This is a genomic window from Paenibacillus sp. FSL H3-0333, assembly GCF_038002805.1.
Lineage (GTDB): Bacteria > Bacillota > Bacilli > Paenibacillales > Paenibacillaceae > Paenibacillus_AQ > Paenibacillus_AQ silagei.
The window spans coordinates 1,143,191-1,158,871 of the sequence record NZ_JBBODG010000001.1 but is presented as its reverse complement, the minus strand read 5'-3'; the positions used below and the strand labels follow the sequence as shown (position 1 = coordinate 1,158,871).

Sequence of the window (15,681 nt, the reverse complement as noted above, 5' to 3'; positions counted from 1 at the left end):
TCATCCTTTACGGCCGAAATATTGGACAATTCGCCGGGCCGGTGCCTCTGCCTCTTGGGTGAGCGCGGCAATCAGCGGCTCCCGCTCCTGCTTCCAGCGCTCCCCTGAGCTCAGCAGCTCCAGAAGCCCGGCAGCCACCTTGTCTGCCTCCAGTGTATCTGTCTTGCCTACCGGCCGACAATCCACCCGCTCAAGAAAATGATCAATCTTCGGATCATAAGAGACGCCCATCAGCGGAACACGCTGTCCCGCAGCATAGATAAGGCTGTGCAGCCGCATGCCTATAAGCGCCTGGCACTGGTTTACCTCCCGCAGCATCTGCAACGGATGAAGCGCATCCTCACGGATTGTTACCGATCCTCCATTATCTTCTATAGCCCGGCCCAACTTCTGCATCACATAGCGGGAAGCCTCATTGTCTGCAGAATGATGGAAGGGGAGAAAGTGTACATGGAGCGGCTGGACCGCAGAAGCCTTCACCAGGCCTTCAGCCAACGCGTCCAGCTCCTTACGGGACTGCTCCCAGAAGCGGACAGAAACACCTACAGTAGCGGGCACAACTGGCAGGCCAGGATCTGGCGTATCGCCAATCAACGTCCCTTTTTCTACTCCTGGCTGCATATCCTCAGGCAACTCCAGACCCATAACCGGGTCAGGTACTACCTCTACTTCATCAATACTAAGCCCCATAGACTGAAGCAACAGGCGGGACTGTTCATCCCGCACGGAGATATAGGCACATTTCCGGAAAATGGATTTGATCAACGGATGAAACAGCTTGCGGTTCACCGGGCCGATTCCCTGGGAATAGATAAATACCGGTTTCCCCATCCACTGGGCCAGCTTGATAATACCAAGGTAATACGGAATGGTCTTGCTGCTTGTAACATCCTGAAGCAGGCTGCCGCCGCCGCTGATCAGGCCCGCACTTTCTGATATGGCTCTGCGGACCTCTCCCAGCTTCATCCGGTGTACAGATTCCACCCCGTACGTGGCAGCCGTCCACTCCGGATCAATGGATAGAACCACAGGCTCCAGCATTATTCCGGCAGCCTGGGACTGCTTGCGCAGAGCATTCAGAATCGACTGCAGAACGGCTTCGTCTCCGCTGTTGCGGAAGCCGTAGAAGCCGGAGATTACAATTTTTTGAGGAGTGGTGACCATCGCTTCCAACATCCTTCCGCAATCTGCCATACCCCAACAGCGATAATACCGATGATCAGGCCGAGTCCAAGACCCAGGAGTCCGCGGATCAGCGAGATCAGCACAGGCGAATGAATATGGGCAAAGGTATCCACCATAGACAACTGCCCAATGACTGCAATAATCATGATGAAGGCTGCACTCCGGTATTTATAGGCCAAGAATGCGCCGAGGATAAAGAGCGGATGCGCCAGCAGGAATTCCTTGTTACGCGGTCTTACCCCGACGGTATTCTCCAGGAAGACACGAAGGATTTTCTCCGGTGCACTCACACTTCCGGCATTTCCGGTCCGGCTCAGATAATACATCCCCACGATACCGATTACACCAGCGGCAATAACCATAGCGAGTGTAATCGGCGTCCGCAGCAGCTTACCGGTCTTGTTAAAGGCAAATTCGCCACGGTACAAAAGCACATAGATTGCAGTAAGCCCGATCGGGGCCAAATGCAGCAGACTTACCCCGCGGAACTGTTCCAGTACCAGGGCATAGGTAATATTATTCAGCAGCGCAATGACGAAAGGCACCGCACTGAAGGTGATTAACGCAGTTTTGACATACAGAACGAGACTATGCGTCAGACGGCGGCGCGGGCTCATTACGGCAAAGGTTAACGGATTGGCGCGTAAAGGCGGGCCCATCTCATTAATTTTGCGGATAGCCAGCACTATAGCCAGGGTAGGCGCACTTATGGCTACGGCAAGCGCAAGCGCCTGTTCAAATAATGCCGGCTTCAGAACCAGCAGTCCTGCACTTCCAACCAGTCCAAGCACCCATACAGGCAGAGTAAGCCAAGGAATGAAGTAGGAGAACAGCAGCGCAACCATAGCCACCGCCCCGATTACCGCAATCAGCTTGAAGTAACGCTGGAAGGAGGAATCGCTCACATCAAATGCTGTAGCTTGTCCAATCTTGAAGCCGTTCGCCTCAATCTTGGCTACTGCACCCTCAGGTCCGCTGAGACTCTCAATCAGGTTATCCAGCGTATCTGTGATAGCAGCCTTCTTGGTGTCTCTGGAGGGAATCGTATTCAGATAGATCATGCGGATATTGCGGTCTTTGGTGCCCAGCGCGAACCGGTCTGCGATCACTTCAGTCTTCAGGCTGGAATCCGCCTCGCTGAGGGAATACAGGCGCGTCACGTTGTAATCCAGCATGTAAGCCAGCTTAGAGAAGCCCTTCTGCTGAACCTTAATATTCTCGATTGCCGCAATTCCCATCCCGTGCTGCTTCAGGAGATCGGCGAAGACGGTCAGACTGCCCGTATCTGCATCATCGGAGTATCCTTTGACAGACTCTCCTTCAAAAAGAATCCGCTTGACGCCAAGCTCGGCGTAACGGTCCAGCAGCTTCTTCACGGCATCCTGATTGTATGCCAGTGAATCTACAAGCCGGGGCACAATGCTGAAGCCCTTCTCGTGCAGCATTTCCAGTGTAATTGGGTCCGGCTGCAGCGGCTTGAGTGTTGCATCCTCCAGCGGTGTCTGGATGATCAGCCCCTGCTGGCCGCGGTAGTTCCATTCTTCCGTCCGGATGTCCAGTCTGCTGAAGGCATCGCGGATAACCGGTGAGAGCATTTCACTGTTCTTCGCACTGGTAAAGAGGACATATGTATAGTTCTCATTCTCCGGAATCACAGTATCGGTAAGATTGGCGATATCAGACGCTCCCCAGATCATCAGGCGGCGCGCCTTGCGGAAATCCTCCAATGTATTCTCATAGATAGCCATACTCTGAACACCGGCTGCCTTCAGCCGGTCCAGCTGCTCGTTGATGTAATCCTGCGGGTTCTCCCGGTAGCTCGCAACCTCAACCAGATCGCGGTAATCAAAGACAAACTCAACCGATTTGGAAGACTTCTCTGTCTGTAGACGGTCATATACGACCGGAAGCGCACCGATCAGACCTATCACCATAATGATCCATAACCACTTGCGTGATGCTATATTCCAGCGTTGCCATTTCTGCTGCACCAAAGTACCTCCTCTGTCACTTTAAAGCTGATTGCTACTTACAGATGCCGACCCTTTTGCCAGCGGCAAATTGAAGCGGAAACGGAGGTCTGTCCATCTGGAGCAGCTCCGTTTCCGCAGGCAAGTTATCTATTGCTTATTATTTCCCGTCTACCCGTGCCATAACCTGACTGGTCAATTCCGCAACCTTGTGCTTAGCGTTGTCCAGAGATTCACCCACCACGGCAAAATACACTTTGATCTTCGGTTCCGTGCCGGAAGGGCGCAGGCAGAACCAGGAGCCGTCCGACAGCAGATATTTCAGCACGTTCTCCTTAGGCAGACCGTCCAGTCCCAGGGAGTAGTCCAGCACCTGCGTCACGGAAGCACCGGCGATTTCGTGCGGCGGGCTGGTCCGCCAGTCATTCATAATTCCCTGAATCTGGGCCACTCCATCCTTGCCCTTCAGCGTGCGGGATTCCAGGCTCTCCAGGAAGTATCCGAACTGTGCATACAGCTCCTGCAGCACATCGTACAGGGTCTTGCCCTGGGCCTTGTAATAGGCACCCGCTTCAGCGATCAGCATAGCAGCAAGGACTGCATCCTTGTCACGGGCATAGTTGCCCGCCAGATAGCCATAGCTTTCTTCATATCCGAACAGATACGTATACTCGCCGGACTGCTCGAACTGGTTCATCTTCTCCCCGATATATTTGAATCCGGTCAGGGTGTTGAATACCGTAGCGCCATAATGGCTGGCTACAGCAGCGCCCATCTCACTGGTTACAATGGTCTTGACTACAGCGCCGTTAGCCGGCAGCTTCCCTTGTTCCTGTAAACGGCTCAGGTAATAATGAATCATGAGCGCGCCGGACTGATTCCCGGACAGCACTACAAATTTGCCTTCGTTGTCACGAACCACAGCGCCCATACGGTCAGCATCCGGATCTGTGCCGATCAGCAGATCCGCATTCAGCTCTTCGCCCAGCTTCATCGCAAGGGTGAAGGCTTCACGTTCCTCCGGATTCGGTGATTTCACGGTAGAGAATTCGGAATCCGGCTGTTCCTGTTCAGGAACTACATGTACCTGAGTGAAGCCGATCTTCTCCAGTACACGGCGGACCGGAAGATTGCCTGTCCCGTGCAGCGGCGTATAGACAATGGAGAAGTCACGGCCCAGCGAAGACGCAATCTCTTCACGGCTGACACTTACCGCAGCAACCGTATCCGTAAATGCCTCGTCCGCTTCGGCCCCCAGCCAGTGCAGCAGGCCTGCGCTCTCTGCTGCCTCCTGAGACATGCGCTTCACTCCGTTGAAGGAGTCCACATTCAAAATATTAGCAATAACCTTCTCCGCTTCATGAGGTACCAGCTGTCCGCCCTGGGCATTGTAGACCTTGTATCCGTTATATTCAGGGGGATTGTGGCTGGCAGTGATTACAATGCCTCCAGACGCCTTCAAATGACGGACGGCAAAGGACAGCTGCGGCGTGGAGCGCAGGGAAGAGAACAGGTGGGTCTCAATTCCGTTGCCGGCGAGTACAAGCGCAGCCTCCAGCGTGAATTCCGGCGAGAAGCGCCGGGAATCGTGGGCGATAACCACCGAGGGTCTGCCTTCTCCCGTATGCTGTCCCAGAATGTAATCAGCGAAGCCCTGAGTAGCCCGGCCGACAGTATAACGGTTCATCCGGTTACTGCCTGCTCCGATGACTCCGCGCAAACCGCCTGTACCGAATTCAAGATCTCTATAGAATCGCTCTTCCAGTTCCTTGGGTTCACCGGCAAGGGCCTTCAGCTCTTCTTTGGTGTTCTCGTCGACAGAAGGGTCCTGCAGCCAGCGTGTCAGGGTCTCCTGCGCCTTCGGGCTTAATCCAGTCATGTCAATCTCTCCTTCTCCATCTATAATATATAAGTTTATAACAGGAACTAGCTGAGTGCGAACATAATCTCCCCGGACGCTACCGTCTTGCCGTCCACCTTGGCAGTGGCTTGTCCTTTACCGATACTGCCTTTAAGCCGGGTAATCTCTACCTCAAGCACAAGGGTATCGCCGGGAACAACCTGTCCGCGGAAGCGGAAGCCGTCAAGCCCGGCCAGAAAACCGATTTTGCCCCGGTTAGCTTCTACGCCAAGAATAGCCACAGCGCCCACCTGAGCCAAGGCTTCCGTAATCAGCACACCCGGCATCACCGGGAAGCCAGGGAAGTGTCCGGCAAAAAAAGGCTCATTTACCGTTACATTTTTGATGCCGACTGCCCGTTTGCCCATTTCTATTTCTGTAATTTTGTCCACCAGCAGAAATGGGGGCCGGTGGGGGATGATTTCTTGAATTTGATTGGTATTCATCATGATTATTAAAGCTCCCTTCGGTTGTAACCGCGTCTATGAACCTCCGCCTACAGCAGCACTTTTGTTTTATTCTCCGCTGTCTCTGCATAAATATGGACAGCTTCGGCAAAAACTATAATTATCCTTCACCACCTGCAGCAGTGGAGGTTAAGATAAGGGGCTTTCTCCACCGCACGCGGCAGCATGGCGGAGAGGGCCCTTTTTGGCGCTCTTAGGGCACGCCATCATTATACATTTTTCAGTATAAAAAAGAAAACTCCCCTGCACAACAAGGGAGCCTCCGATATCGGTATGCCATAACACTTTAAGGTGCGAACACCAGATCATATACATGCTTCCACGTACTCCACAGGAGCACATCACTTAGTTCCTTTTTGCCGAGGATCACATACCCTACGACCAGCCCGCCGCCAAGTGCGGCAACCAGCAGCAATGGAATCAGGAACCACTGAATAATGGTCCAGGCCCTAATCCTGCGCCGCTTCACCGGCTGCTGCTGCTCCTCTTCTGCTTTCTGTGCAGTCTTAACCTTCTCACGACTCATTCCTTCACCTCACGCGCGCATGTTATTAGCCAGGCCCAGCATCTGGTCACTGGAGGACAGCGCCCGGGCAGCAAGCTGATACGTACGCTGAATCTGCATCATCTCCGTCATTTCCCGGCTCAGATCCACATTAGAGGATTCCAGATAGCCTGAGCGAACGCCTACATCCTTCGCTTCGCCCGCTGCTCTTTGCATGAATGCCTGCTGCGCTGTTACGCCATCAGCCAATACATAGAAATTACCGTCCACAGCTTGCAAAGCATTCTTGCTGAGCGGCTCAACAATCATTAAGCTGCCTGCCAGGACAGGCGGCTGTTTCTCATCCGTCTTAGTCCACACCTGCCCGCGCTCATCAATAGCAGCACTTACATTAGCCCCTACGCTGAGCGGAGTACCGTTAGCACCCAGCACAGGATTGCCGGTATTGTCCACAAGAATCATCTTATCCTTATTGGCCGTATCCGGGGTGAAGTGGAAATTCCCCTGGCGGGTATATGCCGTTTCACCGTTCACCTGAACGCCGAACAATCCATTGCCTTGAAGCGCCAAGTCCGTAGGCTTCCCTGTCTCCTGGAGCGTGCCTTCCTCCCAATTACTTGACACTGTAGGCACACGCACACCAAAGCCGATATTGAAGCCCAGCGGCATGCTGCGCCCAGGCTGGTTATAATCCTTGGATTGCTGCTGTACACGGGTAAGCACATCCTCGAACGAGCCTTGCTTGCTCTTATAACCATTGGTATTCATATTGGCAATGTTATCCGCTATAATATCCAGCCGCTGCTGCAGACTGGCCATTGAGACAGAAGCACCGATTGTCGAGTTGTTCACAGGTCTAACCTCCTACTAGCTTGATAAGAAGAAACTGGCTTACACCATCAGTAATGGTCCATGCAGCCCGGCTATACCCGGCCGACTTCATTCACGGCCTTCTGCAGGCTGCTGTCGTAGAACTGGATCACTTTCTGATTCGCTTCATACGCGCGGTAAGCGGCGTTCATATCCACAGTGACCTGAGTGGCATCCACATTAGAGTTCTCAAGGTAGCCCTGGCGTACCTGCAGAATATCCGTTCCATTAGAAAAGCGGATGTCTGCGGCCTCGGCATCATCAGCATGAAAGACCCCGTTGCCGTCACGCACCAGCTCCTGCGGTCTTGTGACGACGCTGATTCCGATCCGGGTGCCTGAAGGCTGCCCGGTCTTATTATCAATCAAATTACCTTGCCCGTCCACTTTCAGGTTATCCTGCGGTCCATTCAATTGCAACGGATTGCCGTTACTATCGAGGACCTTGAATCCTCCTAAGCTGTGTACCTCCCCTGTGGGAGACACGGTAAAGCTTCCGTTACGTGTATATAAATTATTGCCTTCATTATCCTGAACGGTAAAGAACGCCTGAGGCCGGTAAGTTACCTCGCCATCCGGACTGATATATTTCCCCGAGCCGTCAAAAGCAAGATTGGTACCCGGATTCTCCGGGTCTGGGACCTGCAGATCGGTAGACAGCGCAAAGTCTACGCTTTTTCCGCTCTCAATAAGGTCGCCCTGCAGGTATTGGGAGACGGACTGCTCGGCAAAAACCCCGGTATTGATCCGTCCGACAGTCTTAGCAGCGCCCCCGTTCATCGCGGTGACCAGCACCTCGGGAAAAGCGTGGCTGACACTGTCGACCTGCTTGTACCCCGTAGTATTTAAATTGACCAAGTTCTGCGTCGCCGTATCATGTCTGCGCTGCTGCGTCACCATTCCTGCTGCGGCTGTATATAATCCTCTGAGCATGAGGTCAGTCCCTTCCTGGAATCTGCTGTTCTCCCTTATTATCGGCAGGCTAGAACTTTTTCTTAACTACCTTGTCCAAATGATCCAGCATAATTCCCGTGCCCTTGACGACGCAGTGCATCGGATCTTCAGCCACCCAGACCGGAACATGCAGCTGTTCGGAGAGCAGCTCGTCCAGTCCGTTAAGCAGGGCGCCTCCGCCGGTCAACACCACTCCACGGTCAATAATATCTGCCGACAGCTCAGGAGGCGTACGCTCCAGCACCGACTTGGCCGCAGCCACAATCGACGAAACCGGGTCCCACAGCGCTTCCTTCACCTCGCCGGATGAAATGGTAAGAGTCTGAGGCAATCCGCTCACCATATCACGCCCGCGGATGTCCATCTCTGCCTTCATGCCGCCCGGACGTACCGAGCCGATGGTCACTTTGATATCCTCCGCCGTGCGTTCACCGATCAGTAGCTTATATTTCTGTTTAATATATCTTAAAATGGCATCGTCGAACTTGTCCCCTGCGATCTTAATGGAAGAGGCGGTAACGACGTCGCCCATAGACAATACGGCTACATCCGTCGTTCCGCCGCCAATATCGACGACCATATTTCCGCTAGGCTGATAAATGTCCATTCCTGCGCCAATGGCTGCAGCTTTGGGCTCTTCCTCCATGAAGACCTCTTTGGCCCCGCTGCGCTCTGCCGCCTCACGGATGGACTTCGTTTCCACAGAAGTAATATTGGTGGGAGCACAAATCAAAATACGGGGCCGTGAATACCAGGTCCGGCCGCCAACGCTGTCAATAAAGTATTTGAGCATCATTTCCGTAATGGCAAAGTCGGCGATTACCCCGTCACGGAGCGGACGAATCGTCGTTATATTTCCAGGTGTCCGCCCGACCATCCGGCGTGCCTGTTCACCAACCGCAAGGACCCGCTTCGTATCACTTTCAAGTGTGACCACGGAAGGTTCATCCAGAACGACTCCCCTTCCCTTGACATGAATGAGCACGTTGGCTGTGCCGAGATCGATTCCGATATCCTTGCTAAGCATAATGAAAGAGCCCCCAAAGTGTTATTTTAAATGAGAAATGATGATTGTACCAAATTTAAAAATACCATACTTTAGGGGGTGAGTACAATGGACTAAACCTGAATTATGGCGCGAAAATCCGAAAATCTTATGGCTTTGAGGCTACGGCAACCTCACGCTTCTTACCTGTGGTTTTCTTATATTTAATTTTTGTGGCTTCTCCCCCCCGAAGATGACGGATGGACTTGTGATATTCGAGAATGTGCTTCACCTGATCAGCCAGATCCGGATTGATTTCCGGCAGCCGTTCGGTTAAATCTTTATGCACCGTGCTTTTTGAAACGCCAAATTCCTTGGCTATGGTCCGGACCGTGTGCCTGGTTTCCACGATGCAGCGTCCGATTTTAATGGTACGTTCCTTGATGTAATCGTGCACGCTCCCGCCTCCCAACTGTGAATAGTTTGGTACATTATATGAGGGGCGGGCCTATATATTCGCGCTTTCAGGACATGACAAGCTCAGGAAGGCTCATTTTATTTGTCGGACAACCCAATTCACTGCATTTCACGGCTCCATTTCCAGAATAGAACCTGCCGGACTGTCCATTTCAGGTAGAAAAAAAACAGGAGGCTTCCGCCCCCTGCTGATCATTTGGCTTAGCGCTGCGGAAGCAGATCCGAAGGATTCACAATCTTGCCGTCCTCATGCACTTCAAAGTGCACATGATTGCCAAGACCCTTCTCCATCTCATTGCGTCCCGCTGTAGCCAGTGTATCGCCCTGCTTCACTTCATCGCCCTGCTTCACTTTGGTTTCGCCAAGACTCTGATAGACCGTCTTCAGATCGCCAGGGGAGGTAATCTCGATTACCTTACCCAGTACAGCAACATCTTCCACTCTGGTGACTTCACCGCTGAGTGCCGCCTTCACATCAAACGTCTTGTTGTCCTCACGGGCAATATCAATTCCGGTGTTGGTGACAAAGGTATTGTTGTACTGCACCATCGCCGCAATATGATTCTCTTCCGTGCCGTTCTCATCGTAGTACGGTTTGACCACTTCCACTTCACTCGGGCTGGCTACCGGCCAGACCAGGCTTTCGGCTGATGCGACAACTTCCAGGGCTTCGGGATCACCGTTTGCGGCTCCGGTTTTGCTGCCGGCCTCACCTTGGGATACTACCGCGGCGTTGTCCGGATTCAGCGGCTTCTGGCCGGCATCCTGATAGACCCACACCAAGGTTAGTATAAGTGCCGCTGCCGCCGTGTAGACTGCCGGGAATACCCACCGTTTGGATAACAGTCTGCTCCATGAAGAAGGCTTGGCGCCTGAATCTCCCTGCTTGTTTTTGAGAGATTCATCATGGGTTGATTTGATTTTGTCTTGTTCATTCATATGGTTATCACCTCAGTAACCAGTGTTACCGGGCGCTTCGCTTTTATACGTATCTTGCAGATTATTTTTTCAGAAGAGTTGAGATTCCGGTAAAAGAGACCCCGCGGTAGTAGTGTTTGAGAATCTGTGTGGCCGTCTTCCCCTGCTTCGCCATCCCGTTCGCCCCCCACTGGCTCATACCGACACCGTGGCCGTTGCCATACGTGGTGATCTGCACCTTCCCCGCTTGGCGCTTCCAGGTGAACTGGCTCGAGCGCAGCCCCAGCTTCTCTCTCACTTCCCGCCCGGTAAACACCTTCCCACCGATAGAGATCTGTTTGATCCGGTGGCCGGCTGTCAGCGACAGTACCTCCGCTGGCAAGCTGGTGGAGGATTGAGCGGAGACCGGCACTGCCTTGCCCGAAGCTCCCAGACTGGCTGCTACCGGAAGGTCCTTGGTTCCAAGGCCCAGCTTGCTGCGCAGCTCCGAATTGCTGAAGGTGTAGCTTACCGCCAGGTTCGGGGTGATCTGCAGTTCCCACGGGCTGGCTACACTGCGCAGGTAGGGAACCGCAGCATTCCAGTACTCCTCGGAGTTCTCCGTATACCCTCCGCTGGAGGCGAAGAAGGAAGCCGTGATCGGCTGCCCCTGATAGGTCATGATGGTCCCGCGCGTCTCCAGGACCGCGCGGCGGATCTTCGCCAGGCCGGCGCGCTTGCTGCCGGACGCCCAGTCCCGTTCCAGCACGGCCCGGGATACGTAAGCCTGATGGCTTACCGTATCGCTCACATCCGCTTCGGGAACGGGTACCCCGCTGTGGTCGCCGGCGACCAGACGGCGGGCAATGAACGTGCGGGCCGCTACGGCCTGCGCCTTGAGCGCTTCGAGCTCAAATTCGGCCGGCATCTCGGCCGCCAGTACGCCGCTGACGTATTCCTCCAGCGGCAGGGTCTCGATTTGTCCGCTCCGCGACAAATAGACGGAGACCTCCGGCTGCGGCGCCTCTGCGGCAGCCGTTGCCGGCGGCGCCGGAGCGGCCGTGGCCTGCGGCACGGCCGGGGGCGCCGGCGGCCGTTGTCCCCCGCGCTGCGGGACAACAGCCAGCGGCAGCAGCAGCGCCGCCAGCAGGGGCGCTGCCAGCCAGGCGGCGGGGGCCAGCCGCCGCAGCGGGTGTGCGCCGCGCCGCCGCACGCGCGCTACGCTGCGCGGACGCTTCAGGATGCGGCGCAGGTTGATTAACTCTTTCATCTCTATGGCTCCTTCCGTAAGCACCGGTGATTCTTATAGATATGAATTTGCGGCACCTGCTAGAACGGGATTTTGAGAGAAAGAGAGTTGCGGAATCCCCCGGAACATATAAGGTAAATTTTCCAAAAAAGGACCAGCCGCTTAGCGGCTGGTCCTCATATTTTTAAGAATAACTATTATACCCAAGACGGCTGAATCTGGAAACGGGGTCTGATCTCTTCGGCTTTGGAGGATTCGCTTCTGGCCGGTTCAGGCTTAAGTGCTTCTTCCTTCGCAGCAGGAACAGCCGACTCTTCCATGGAAATCCGCCATATGTCCGCACCAAGTCCTGATAGCTTCTCAGCCAGGTGCACATACCCGCGGTCAATGTGATGCGTTCCGCTAACTTCTGTAGTACCTTCCGCCACAAGTCCTGCCAAAATAAGCGCAGCTCCTGCACGCAGGTCCGTAGCACATACCTTAGCGCCGACTAGACTGGCATTGCCGGTCACGATTGCAGAACGGCCCTCAATCTTGATCTCCGCGTTCATGTTGTGGAATTCATCCACATGCATGAACCGGTTCTCGAAGACAGTCTCTGTCACTACGCTGGTTCCTTCCGAGCGGAGCAGCAGCGCCATCATCTGTGACTGCATATCTGTCGGGAATCCCGGGTAAGGTAATGTCTTGAGATCGACAGCCTTCAGCGGCTTGTCGCTGATGACACGGACTCCGTTCTCATCCGGGATAATCGTAACGCCCATTTCCTCCATCTTGGCAATCACCGGACCCAGGTGGTCGGCAATAGCTCCCTCAACATACACATCACCGCCTGTAATCGCCGCTGCCGCCATGTAGGTTCCAGCTTCGATCCGGTCAGGAATGACATGATGTCTTACGCCGTGCATACGCTCAACGCCTTCAATCCGGATGACTCCGGTACCGGCTCCGCGTACAATGCCGCCCATCCCGTTCAGGTAATTGGCCAGGTCAACAATCTCCGGCTCTTTTGCGGCGTTCTCAATCACTGTGGTGCCTTCGGCAAGCGCGGCAGCCATCATTATATTTTCGGTCGCACCTACGCTGGCCACATCCAGGTAAATCTTGGCGCCGCGCAGTCTCCCGTTACTTTTCGCATCAATATAGCCCTGGCCCAGACTAATCTCGGCCCCAAGCGCTTCAAAACCCTTCAAATGCTGGTCAATCGGCCTAGTTCCAATGGCACAACCGCCAGGCAGAGAAATACGAGTATGCCCCATTCGGGACAGGAGTGGGCCCATAACCAGGAAAGAAGCCCTCATTTTGCGTACCCATTCATATGGTGCTTCACAGGAAGTAATATTAGTGGCATCTACTTCAATCACATCGTTCTGGTATGTAATACCTGCACCCAGAGATTCCAATACCTTGTTAATCGTCATTACATCGTCTAACGGAGGTGCGTCCACAATGACGCTGACTCCTTCTTCTGCCAATAGAGAGGCGGCTATGATCGGTAGTACGGAATTTTTTGCGCCGCTGACTTTCACGCTCCCGGTCAATCTGTTGCCACCGCGGACGATAAATTTGCTCATTTCGGTTTCCCTCCGCGTCCATTATTTCTGAAATTAATTTTGAGGTTAAAATTCGTCTGTTAAGATATTGAATATTCCGCCATTGCGTCTTAGGTGCAGATTCCTTGCTTAACTTCAGTGTTGACATAATAAAACCTTATTATTCGACACTTTTTTCACTGCATCAGCCTATACAGATATAACCAAAGCTGCTGCCGTTAAAACATCCGTCCGATGAGTCCGCTCCAGCCCAAGTAATCAAGCAGGAACCCGGCCACAAAGTGACCAAGGACAATCGCCAGCAGCAGGTGCAGCAGTCTGCCCTGAGGGCTCTTGGGATATCTTATGATCAAATCCAGCTTAAGGTTCTGAAGTGACCACCAGGATAATGCAACGCAGATCAAAGAGATAACCATAGAAATCATATTGCTGGTGCCGATCGCACCCGACAACTCAGCGGATAAGCGTGTGTTCATATTAGCCCCCTGTGTTAGGTACTCGGAAATCGACTCTTATATCATACTTGTGCAGGGGAAAAGAATCCAGTACTTTTACGAAATTTTAAACAATTGGGTCTTTATATGCAGATCTGATGACGATATGTTCATAATCTGCTAGATTTGCGCTAGCTAAATTACCCCACAAAGTGGGCTTTAGCTTCGATGATGACTCAGGTACTTTGCGGGGGCCCCAAAACATATAAATTCTAAAAAAAGCAGTCAAGCCCAGGGCTTGACCGCTTATCTGCTACTGTTGTCCTTTGCCGGTCGAAACTTTGATCCGCGTTACAGCACGCTGCAATGCCAGCTCCGCACGGCGGTGATCGATCTCATCCTGCTTGCTTTGCAGCTTAAGGCGGCGCTCAGCCCGCTCCTTAGCCGCTTCAGCGCGCTCCACATCAATATCCCGGGGCAGCTCAGCACTTTCAGCCAGCACCGTTACCTTATCTTTGTGCACTTCAACGAAACCGCCATGCACAGCGATGGAGACTGTAACGCCGTCCGCCTTAACGCTAAGCGGAGCAACCTGAAGCGGGGTGACGAGCGGAATATGTCCCGGTAGAATCCCCAGTTCACCATTCACGCCGCGTACCGTCAGACTGTTCACTTGCTTGGAGTAGACCAGATGCTCCGGAGTAACTATTTCGAGCAAAAAGGTATTCACTTCCATTCCTCCTCAAAGCTTTACAGAATAAAGCCCGATCCCCCAGCATAAGCATGCTTAGGGTTACAACGTTTTCGCTTTTTCCACGGCTTCTTCAATCGTGCCTACGAACAGGAACGCTACTTCCGGAAGATCATCGTGCTTACCTTCCAGGATTTCCTTGAAGCTGCGTACGGTTTCTTTGATCGGCACGTATTTTCCCTTGAAGCCGGTGAACTGCTCTGCTACGTGGAACGGCTGGGACAGGAAGCGCTCAACCTTACGGGCGCGGGCTACAATGACCTTATCCTCTTCACTCAGCTCATCCATACCGAGGATGGCAATGATATCCTGAAGCTCGGTATAACGCTGCAGCAGCTGCTTAACGCCTTGTGCCACGTTATAGTGCTCTTCGCCGACGATTTCCGGTGCCAGCATACGCGAGCTGGAAGCCAGCGGGTCAACCGCAGGGAAGATCCCTTTTTCGGAGATTTTACGCTCCAGGTTGGTCGTTGCATCCAAGTGGGCAAACGCCGTAGCCGGTGCAGGGTCAGTATAGTCATCCGCAGGCACGTAGATCGCCTGGATGGATGTAACAGAGCCTTTCTTCGTGGACGTAATCCGTTCCTGCAGCTGACCCATTTCTGTTGCCAGTGTAGGCTGGTAACCTACCGCAGAAGGCATCCGGCCGAGCAGGGCCGATACTTCGGAACCCGCCTGGGTGAAGCGGAAGATGTTATCGATAAAGAGCAGCGTATCGCGGCCTTCCACATCACGGAAATATTCCGCCATGGTCAGACCGGTCAGTGCTACGCGCAGACGCGCGCCCGGAGGCTCATTCATTTGTCCGAAGACCATCGCCGTTTTCTTGATAACGCCGGAATCGGTCATTTCGTGATAGAGGTCATTCCCCTCACGTGTCCGCTCGCCAACGCCGGCGAATACGGATATCCCGCCGTGCTCCTGTGCGATGTTGTTGATCAATTCCTGAATAGTTACCGTTTTACCTACGCCGGCACCGCCGAACAGGCCGATTTTACCGCCCTTGGCATAAGGGGCCAGCAAGTCGATAACCTTAATTCCGGTCTCCAGAACCTCTGCCTGAGTAGACAATTCATCAAAGGTAGGAGCCAGACGGTGAATCGGGTTTCTAGCAGCCACCACTTCAGCACCGTTATCGATTGGATTACCAAGTACGTTAAATACGCGGCCCAGTGTTGCTTCACCGACAGGAACCGAGATCGGCACTCCCTGGTCAATAGCGTCAATCCCGCGAACCAGTCCATCTGTAGAGGACATGGCGATACAACGCACCAGGTTATCTCCAAGATGATTGGAAACTTCAAGAGTCAGATCCATGCTGCGGCCATCGCTGAGGCTCGCAACAATTTTGATGGCGTTGAATATCTGGGGCAACTGGCCGCGTTCAAATTCAATATCGACAACCGGACCCATAATGCTCACAACGCGTCCTTTGTTCATCTTCATTTCCCTCCTCGAAAGCTGTTACATATGGACCTTAAGCCC

15 protein-coding genes are annotated in these 15,681 nt (G+C 53.5%); all 15 read right to left on the bottom strand.

The features are described from left to right. Positions 1-1,164 carry a polysaccharide pyruvyl transferase CsaB gene (gene csaB / locus MHH78_RS05175; protein WP_341166797.1) on the bottom strand — a complete coding sequence of 388 codons (1,164 nt, stop codon included), beginning with the start codon at positions 1,162-1,164 and terminating at the stop codon, positions 1-3. Then, positions 1,137-3,176 carry a DUF5693 family protein gene (locus MHH78_RS05170; RefSeq protein WP_341166796.1) on the bottom strand — a complete coding sequence of 680 codons (2,040 nt, stop codon included), beginning with the start codon at positions 3,174-3,176 and terminating at the stop codon, positions 1,137-1,139. The genes csaB and MHH78_RS05170 overlap by 28 nt, the downstream gene beginning before the upstream one ends. 139 nt (positions 3,177-3,315) lie before the next feature. Continuing rightward, the gene (locus MHH78_RS05165; RefSeq protein WP_076084512.1) at positions 3,316-5,034 is read right to left on the bottom strand and encodes a phospho-sugar mutase; all 1,719 of its coding nucleotides are present in this window, start codon (positions 5,032-5,034) and stop codon (positions 3,316-3,318) included. A 47-nt stretch (positions 5,035-5,081) separates the two neighbouring features. After that, on the bottom strand, positions 5,082-5,504 hold the full coding sequence (gene fabZ / locus MHH78_RS05160; RefSeq protein ID WP_036721704.1) for a 3-hydroxyacyl-ACP dehydratase FabZ: 423 nt from the start codon (positions 5,502-5,504) through the stop codon (positions 5,082-5,084). Positions 5,505-5,808: 304 nt separating this feature from the next. Continuing rightward, positions 5,809-6,048, bottom strand: a complete 240-nt coding sequence (locus MHH78_RS05155) for a DNA-directed RNA polymerase subunit beta (protein WP_036699259.1) — start codon at positions 6,046-6,048, stop codon at positions 5,809-5,811. 9 nt (positions 6,049-6,057) lie between these two features. Beyond that, on the bottom strand, positions 6,058-6,879 hold the full coding sequence (locus tag MHH78_RS05150; RefSeq protein WP_341166795.1) for a flagellar hook-basal body protein: 822 nt from the start codon (positions 6,877-6,879) through the stop codon (positions 6,058-6,060). Positions 6,880-6,950: 71 nt separating this feature from the next. Further along, complete coding sequence (locus MHH78_RS05145; RefSeq protein WP_341166794.1) at positions 6,951-7,829, bottom strand: flagellar hook-basal body protein; 879 nt, start codon at positions 7,827-7,829, stop codon at positions 6,951-6,953. 49 nt (positions 7,830-7,878) lie between these two features. Continuing rightward, entirely contained in the window at positions 7,879-8,877 is a 999-nt protein-coding gene (gene mreB / locus MHH78_RS05140) for a rod shape-determining protein MreB (protein ID WP_036699265.1), read from the bottom strand. Between the two features lie 127 nt (positions 8,878-9,004). Continuing rightward, positions 9,005-9,292, bottom strand: coding sequence for a sporulation transcriptional regulator SpoIIID (gene spoIIID / locus MHH78_RS05135; protein WP_019915029.1), 288 nt, complete (start codon positions 9,290-9,292; stop codon positions 9,005-9,007). Positions 9,293-9,513: 221 nt separating this feature from the next. Next, a complete protein-coding gene (locus MHH78_RS05130) occupies positions 9,514-10,251 on the bottom strand; it encodes a M23 family metallopeptidase (RefSeq protein WP_339251872.1) in 738 nt (245 codons plus the stop codon). A 61-nt stretch (positions 10,252-10,312) separates the two neighbouring features. Beyond that, positions 10,313-11,479, bottom strand: coding sequence for a stage II sporulation protein D (spoIID, locus tag MHH78_RS05125; protein WP_341166793.1), 1,167 nt, complete (start codon positions 11,477-11,479; stop codon positions 10,313-10,315). 176 nt (positions 11,480-11,655) lie between these two features. Next, positions 11,656-13,032 (bottom strand): UDP-N-acetylglucosamine 1-carboxyvinyltransferase, encoded by a 1,377-nt coding sequence (gene murA, locus MHH78_RS05120; RefSeq protein WP_036699206.1) that lies wholly within the window; start codon positions 13,030-13,032, stop codon positions 11,656-11,658. A gap of 197 nt (positions 13,033-13,229) precedes the next feature. Further along, a complete protein-coding gene (locus MHH78_RS05115) occupies positions 13,230-13,487 on the bottom strand; it encodes a DUF1146 family protein (protein WP_341166792.1) in 258 nt (85 codons plus the stop codon). Positions 13,488-13,758: 271 nt separating this feature from the next. Further along, a complete protein-coding gene (locus MHH78_RS05110; RefSeq protein ID WP_036699230.1) occupies positions 13,759-14,175 on the bottom strand; it encodes a F0F1 ATP synthase subunit epsilon in 417 nt (138 codons plus the stop codon). A 63-nt stretch (positions 14,176-14,238) separates the two neighbouring features. Continuing rightward, entirely contained in the window at positions 14,239-15,636 is a 1,398-nt protein-coding gene (atpD, locus tag MHH78_RS05105; RefSeq protein ID WP_076084533.1) for a F0F1 ATP synthase subunit beta, read from the bottom strand. Positions 15,637-15,681 lie beyond the last annotated feature (45 nt).

Coding starts and splice junctions, on each gene's coding strand:
- atpD (WP_076084533.1), bottom strand. CDS start 15,636: ATGAACAAAGGACGCGTTGTGAGCATTATGGGTCCGGTTGTCGATATT.
- mreB (WP_036699265.1), bottom strand. CDS start 8,877: ATGCTTAGCAAGGATATCGGAATCGATCTCGGCACAGCCAACGTGCTC.
- MHH78_RS05145 (WP_341166794.1), bottom strand. CDS start 7,829: ATGCTCAGAGGATTATATACAGCCGCAGCAGGAATGGTGACGCAGCAG.
- MHH78_RS05155 (WP_036699259.1), bottom strand. CDS start 6,048: ATGAGTCGTGAGAAGGTTAAGACTGCACAGAAAGCAGAAGAGGAGCAG.
- spoIID (WP_341166793.1), bottom strand. CDS start 11,479: ATGAAAGAGTTAATCAACCTGCGCCGCATCCTGAAGCGTCCGCGCAGC.
- MHH78_RS05165 (WP_076084512.1), bottom strand. CDS start 5,034: ATGACTGGATTAAGCCCGAAGGCGCAGGAGACCCTGACACGCTGGCTG.
- murA (WP_036699206.1), bottom strand. CDS start 13,032: ATGAGCAAATTTATCGTCCGCGGTGGCAACAGATTGACCGGGAGCGTG.
- MHH78_RS05115 (WP_341166792.1), bottom strand. CDS start 13,487: ATGAACACACGCTTATCCGCTGAGTTGTCGGGTGCGATCGGCACCAGC.
- csaB (WP_341166797.1), bottom strand. CDS start 1,164: ATGGTCACCACTCCTCAAAAAATTGTAATCTCCGGCTTCTACGGCTTC.
- fabZ (WP_036721704.1), bottom strand. CDS start 5,504: ATGATGAATACCAATCAAATTCAAGAAATCATCCCCCACCGGCCCCCA.
- MHH78_RS05130 (WP_339251872.1), bottom strand. CDS start 10,251: ATGAATGAACAAGACAAAATCAAATCAACCCATGATGAATCTCTCAAA.